General features: G+C 63.0%; 3 protein-coding genes and 2 pseudogenes. 1 reads left to right on the top strand and 4 read right to left on the bottom strand.

The genetic code is table 11. From position 1 onward, the window contains the following. Positions 1 to 74: 74 nt before the first annotated feature. A pseudogene (locus tag AWC19_RS01220) lies at positions 75 to 356 on the top strand (replication initiator); the annotation flags it as partial. A 546-nt stretch (positions 357 to 902) separates the two neighbouring features. On the opposite strand, the gene AWC19_RS01215 reads toward AWC19_RS01220, so the two are convergent. The 4 genes and pseudogenes from AWC19_RS01215 to AWC19_RS30230 form a co-directional block, all read right to left on the bottom strand. After that, positions 903 to 3,461 (bottom strand): S8 family peptidase, encoded by a 2,559-nt coding sequence (locus tag AWC19_RS01215; protein ID WP_023882498.1) that lies wholly within the window; start codon positions 3,459 to 3,461, stop codon positions 903 to 905. A gap of 5 nt (positions 3,462 to 3,466) precedes the next feature. Continuing rightward, complete coding sequence (locus AWC19_RS01210; RefSeq protein ID WP_011725675.1) at positions 3,467 to 4,465, bottom strand: AAA family ATPase; 999 nt, start codon at positions 4,463 to 4,465, stop codon at positions 3,467 to 3,469. 243 nt (positions 4,466 to 4,708) lie between these two features. Beyond that, positions 4,709 to 6,148: a recombinase family protein gene (locus tag AWC19_RS01205; protein WP_085076286.1), complete on the bottom strand. Its 1,440-nt coding sequence runs from the start codon at positions 6,146 to 6,148 to the stop codon at positions 4,709 to 4,711. Positions 6,149 to 6,169: 21 nt separating this feature from the next. Further along, positions 6,170 to 6,250: pseudogene (locus AWC19_RS30230) on the bottom strand (hypothetical protein); the annotation flags it as partial.

Below are 6,250 nucleotides of genomic sequence, written 5' to 3'. Positions count from 1 at the left end.
CTCTCACGGCATAGTGGCTACCACAGAGCCACACGCGGACACGCGACCGCTCTTACACCACTCCACGGGACGTGACCTACTCGACCACCATGACCGCACTACGGCAACGCCGTGCCACTTGGACCCGCGAACGCTACGCGAAATCTACTGAACACAAGCATAATCCGGATCGTCGACACGGCGATGATGGCAATGATCTGGTGGCGTGGGAGTTCGACCGCGCCGGTCACGCCAGCCTCGGTGAGCGCACCCTCATCGTCAGCGCGGCGCTACGTCGGATCGACCGGCGCCGCACTGCCCGCGAAGCACTATTGCACCAGCGTGGTGATCTTCCTGTCGAGGTACCCGATGGCTAGCCGGGAGGTGCGATCCGCGGATAGGCAGACTGGAAAGTCTTACAGTCGTCAAGAATTCACCGCCTGGCTTGTCGAATCCTGTGAACGCCAGCACGTCGCGGTCACCATCACCAACCCGGCTGTCCTCGCTGACATCGCCACCCTGCTGCGGTAAGGCGCGGCACAGCGTCAGCTCAGTGCGACCAGGCCGTCACATTCTGACGCTGTTTCCTCGCCTGGTCACAGCGGTCCAATGCTGTTGGCTGGCAATTGATGTCAGGGCCGGCGCCGCAGGCGGGCGAACCCCCGGTTCGAGCCTTGACATCAACTGCCAGTCAACGAATAGTCGAAGGTGACCAGTGAAAATTGCACAACCGTGCACGCAGACGGCGTTCTCTGGAAGTAGGATGCGGATCCCGCGAATACTCCTGCACCAGGAGATTGCTCGGTCAGTCCGTTGAGCCCTTCGTCGATACCCAAAGGGATCGTCGACCGTTCCTATCAGGGTTCGCAAGTGAACATTGCTAGATTTGGTAATGCGCGGAATACAGCGGCATAAAAGCTTGGCTAGGTTTGGATTTCGACGGTTGTGCTGATCTGTTGGGCGACGGGAGCCCATAGGTCAACGTCGACGTGTGGGGATTCGATGCTGACGATGAGTGAGTAGTCAACGCCGTGGTTGCTTTGGTCGTATTTGCGTTGGTTTTTCCACCATCCCGCGACCGGGTACACGGCGATGGCTCCCTTGCTGGCGAGGTTGGCGGCTGGACCTGTCCAGATGTCGGTGTGTAGTGAGCCGGGGGCCTGCTGCAGGTTGCTGCCGAAGAACCAGCCTTTCTCGGTGTCGAGTGCAGGTGGGCGTTGCCCGTCGATACGTGCGCGGGTGTTGATGCGCTGGCGGAACGATTCGATGTTGTCCTCCGGGCGTCGGGTGGCGAACCGTAGGCCATGGGAGGGATAGATATAGCGGCCCGTCCAGCCGCGGCTGGAAGGGTTGGGTTCAACGAAGTAGGACAGGGTCACGCGCATGCGTACTTCGGTTTCGCCTAGCCCTTCGAGTATTTCGGTCGGCCATGGCAGTTGGTGGAGATTCATCTCCCGCACTTTGCCTGAGTTGCTGTCGCGGTCGCGCTCGTAGGGATGGATTCGGGCCTCTGCGATGAGGGTGAGCGCATCGGTGGCGCTACGCAGTGCGCGGGCCGCGTCGGGTACACCCATCCCGTAGCGGCGCAGCAGGCTGGCGAGGCGAGTCTTGTTCGATTCGGTGTTGAAGCGGTTGCGCATGGCGTCGGTCCACTGAGCCGAGTGCACGATCAACCCGCGGATGGTCTCGGGGCGCAGCTGCGGGTAGGCCTGGGAGAGATTGCCGGCGATGGCTGCGACCTGAGCGGTGGCGGCCGAGGTGTCTCGCGTCGCGGTGAAGAAACCGTGTCCCGGGCGTTGGAGGCGGGTTGTGAGCAGAGCGAGATTGGGCGGCGTATCAACGTCTGTGCGGTCCGGTGATACTGCGACGTTGCCGCCATCAGCGACCACATCGGGTTTGAACGGCCATTTCGTGCGGTCAAAGACTACCGACGTGCGGCTGACCGGGGATAGTTCACCCCTCTTGGCTACCGGCACGTAGCCGGCGAAATCAGCTGGTGCGCCGGACATGTCGTCACGATTGGAGTAAGCGCCAACCGTGAGCGCGTTCCACGACTGGGCGGGGTCTTCGACCGGCTCGACATCACTTCGAGCGAGGTGATCATCGGTGCCACGAAGGTCGCGGATGTTGCCGGCCGAGACGAGGAACAGGCGCGGGCGCCGCGGCTCGTCACGGTCGAGGTAGGTGAGCTTGGGATCGCTGTCATCGATGGCCCGGCCGAAGGCCAGAGCGTCGATCGCCGCCGACCACGACGTGGGTCTGCCGGTGTCGATTCGTGTGGTCGGTTCGGTGTCAGTTCCGTCGACGGAGGGGCGGCGCGCAGTGACCGCGAGCATGAACACGCGGCGCCGGGCGGCGGCTTGGATCTCTGGGCGGTCGACCGCGCGAGCAGTGATAGCACCGTAGAGATCACGATCGTTGTGGGCGTTATCGGGCAAGAACTTCACCGACTCCAGGCGGTGAGTCAATTGGACCGGCTGGGTGTCGACGAGTGCGGCGTGCAGGTCTCCGTAGAGGGCCAGGCCTGCCATCTCAGTTCCGTGCGATTGGACGGGCGTGGTCTGCCAGCGCGGGTCTGCGACGTGCAGGTCCGCGGCTCCAATCGAGTCGGTGAGCAGAGGGTGCGTGTCCTGCACGCCAGTGTCGAGGATGCACACCACCGCAGCATCCTTGTCGGCCATCCGTAGACGCGCGCGCAGATCGTCCACCCACTCGGTCTGCTCGGCGGCGGGCAGTTCTGTCAACAAAGTGGCAACGTCGTGCGGTCGGCGCAACTCGGCGATGTCGTCAACTGATTGAAACGTCTGCGCCAGTTGGTCTGCCGAAGCGTATAGCAACACTACGGTGCGGTCACCGAAACCCAGATAGTGCTCACTGGTGCGCAGTTCGTGTTGGACAACAAAGTCGCTGAATCTTGCTTGTTCGCGGCGGTCACGGTTAAGCAGCCACACCTCCCACCAACGGACTTCGGTGGGGTCGTCGGGAAACAATTCATCGGGATCGGTCCATAGTTCGCGGATCGTCGCTCGACGGATCGACTGGATACTCTCAATTAGTGCGGCATTGTCAGCCTTGGTCCGGTCTGCAGACGACACGTAGGCGTCCAACCGTTTGAGGAAGTACTCTTTCTTGCCCCGCGGGATGTACACGGTCGCCATCTGAACGATCCCGTCGGTGGTCTGCGTCTCCCGGACGGCGACCAACTCGGGCTGCTCACCAGAGCGCTGCGGGTCCAGACTTTGCAACGCCAGTTCCAAATCTGGAAACGACACAAACGTGACGTAGGTTCCTGCAGGCTCGATCTCATCGTCGGCTGTAGGCGCGACTGCGGCGTTGAATTCGTCAGTGAGGCGTCGGCCATGCCCCTTGCGATCGCCGGTGAACTCGTGCTTGTCGCCACCGCCACCAGCGCTGGCGAGCGTAAAGGACTCCGATACTGGCGCTACCGACACGACAAGGTGAGGACGATCTCGCTCTGCCATGACGTCTAGATCGCCGACTCGCCGTGGTGATTGGCACGCGGCCGTTCGTGCAGGGCGGCCACCAGGTCGTCGGTGCGCACCCGGGCCCGGCCAGCCAGAACTGTTCGCTTCGCCGCATTCTCTGCTGCAGTCGCGATCTCTCCGTGACTGAGCCCGCGCGCGGCAGCGACGACCCTCGGCCAACTCAGGTTGCCGATTTGGAACCGAGCGAGTCGGTTGCGGATGACGGCCTCGGTGGCCGCGTCGTCGGGCAGTGCGAAGTCCATCACTGTGTCAAATCGGCGATAGAGGGCGTTGTCGAGCAACTTGGGGTGATTGGTGGCCGCGATGATGATGCTGTCCGAGGAATCCTCTTCGAGGAATTGAAGAAAGGAGTTGAGGACTCGGCGGATCTCGCCGACGTCGTTGGGTGCGGCCCGATCTCCGGCAAGCGCATCGACCTCGTCGAACAAGTAGACCCCCCGCGTGTCGATGAGCGCATCGAAAATCAAGCGCAGTTTCGCTGCCGTCTCACCCATGTATTTGGTGATGATTGTGTCCAGCCGCACCGAAAACAGTGGAAGCCCCAACTCGCCGGCAATAACTCGCGCGGTTGAAGTCTTGCCGGTCCCTGGCGGGCCGGTGAGCAGCAACCGGCCCGCGGCCCGAAGACCGTGGCGGGCAAGCATGTCTCGTTGACGCTGCTCAAGCAATACATGCCGCAGGTGCTCGGCAAGACCCGGGGATAACACGAGGTCTGCCAGTCGAGACTCCGGATAGCTGACAGCGAGCAGAGAGCCCAGTTCACCCCGGGGCTGCGCCACCGGCACCACCGAGGCCACCCGCGACTTCACTGCACCACGCTTACGCAACTCGTCAACCAGGTCGCGCAGTTCTTGGGCGAACTTTGCGTGCCCAGCTCGTGCAGCTTTTGCAGCCACCTGCATCGCCACGGCGTAGAACTGGGGGTCGTCGCCCTCGGCGTGGCTCATGACGAGAGCCTTCAACTGGTCATTTGTCGCCACCGCTGACCTCCCTTCGGGTCAAACAACCGTCCTGACCAGCACGGCAGGCCCCGTGAGCTGAGTCTAACGGGCGTGATGACTGCTTCCCGACACCACGCCTGACGCAAGTACACCAACCTGGCCCGACGAGGAATGCCCGAATGCAGCGAATGCCGGGCGCCACACGCAAAGTCGTACGTGTTCTAAAGGCAAAGTTTCGGCATGTACCGACGGACGAGACGTTTACCCAACGGACGAGACGTTCTAAATCCGCCAATGCGGCTGTACCCGGTTGATATCCAACTTGCGCGACCCGGGCGTGCCGGGTGCGATGACGGCGTGATCGAGCACTGATTTGATGATGGCTTGTTGGCGGTCGATGTCAAGGTCATCCCACTGACCGCGCAGCACCTCGCCGCAGCCCACCAGATCCATCACCGCACTGGTGTCGGTGGCCTTGGCGATGTCGCGGCGGGCGCGGGCGATGCGGTCGGTGATGGGGTCGCGGGCAGCGATCCATTCCCGCGCCGACACCGCCCCCTCTGCATACAGCCCGGCCAATTCATCCAAGCGGGCCTGGTCGGCCTCCAACTGGGCGGCCAACGCGGCGACGTCGGCGTCCACACTGGACCTACCTGCTAATGCTCCTGCCAGCTGGGGTGAGTCCAGTCGGGTCAGCACCGCATCGGTGAGCAATTCCTCGACCGGCAGCGCCACCACGGTCAGTCGCCCGCAGCCACCGTGATCGGGACCTTTCAAACACACGTAGCGCCGCACCCGGTTAGTCGGATTGTTATGGCGGGCTTGGGAAAACAACCGATTCCCACACCGCCCGCACCGCAACATCCCCGACAGCAGGTAGGTGCGCGGGGCGCGAGTTTTCGTGACGCTGCGAGCAGTCATCCGGGCAAGGATGCGGTCGCGCTCGCCCGCGGTGATGATCGCCGGCCACGCCGCGGCGCCGATCACCTCACCATGATGCTCCCGGAGCCCGGCGATCCGTCCGGAGGCCAAAATGTTGCGCACCGTGGTGGTCTGCCACGACTTCGACGCGGGCGGGGCCACACCGGTGTCGCTGAGCCAGATGGTCAACGACCGGATCGACGCACCCGCGAGATACCGGTCGACCATCTCCCGCACGATCTTGGCTTCCTCAGGGCGCAGGGTAATTTTGTCGGGCTCGTATCCGAAAGGGCGCGCCGGGCCGTGCGGCAGGCCTTTTTCGGCGTTCTGCAACATCTTGCGGCGGATACGCGCGGATTTGCGGCCAGATTCTTTGGCGGCGAACGCGGCGAAAATCCGGGCCATGAACAACCCGTCATCGTTACCCAAATCGATGTCGGCGGTCACGGTAGCGACATCACGCACCCCGACCGACTCACACAGCGTCACGAAGTCTTCCAACTCGACCGGACGGCGATGTAGCCGGTCGAGGTTGTAGACGATCACCGCATCCCGCGCACCGGATTTCAGGTCATCCAGCATGCGGGCGTACTCGCGGCGCGGCTTTCCCGAATACGCTGAGACATCATTGTCGACGTACTCGTCACCGATCGGCCAGCCTCGCTCCGCGGCGAGCTTGCGGCAGTCTTCGAATTGACGGGCGACCCCCAGGCCGGTGCCCTCCACATCGGCTGAGATGCGGGCGTAGATCGCCGCGGACCGCGCCCCGACACGCTGAGCTGGAGTTTTCGCTTTCCCCATGAGGGTAGTTTAGCGATATTTCAGCTTGGCCAACTCGGTGGGGCCGCCGTCTTCCCAGTGCCGCAAATGATGGGCGTGCAGGCCCCGGCTGGCCCCACAGCC

This window comes from Mycobacterium palustre, assembly GCF_002101785.1.
Lineage (GTDB): Bacteria > Actinomycetota > Actinomycetes > Mycobacteriales > Mycobacteriaceae > Mycobacterium > Mycobacterium palustre.
The sequence above is the reverse complement of the archived record's forward strand: the minus strand, read 5'-3'. Positions and strand labels throughout refer to the sequence as shown.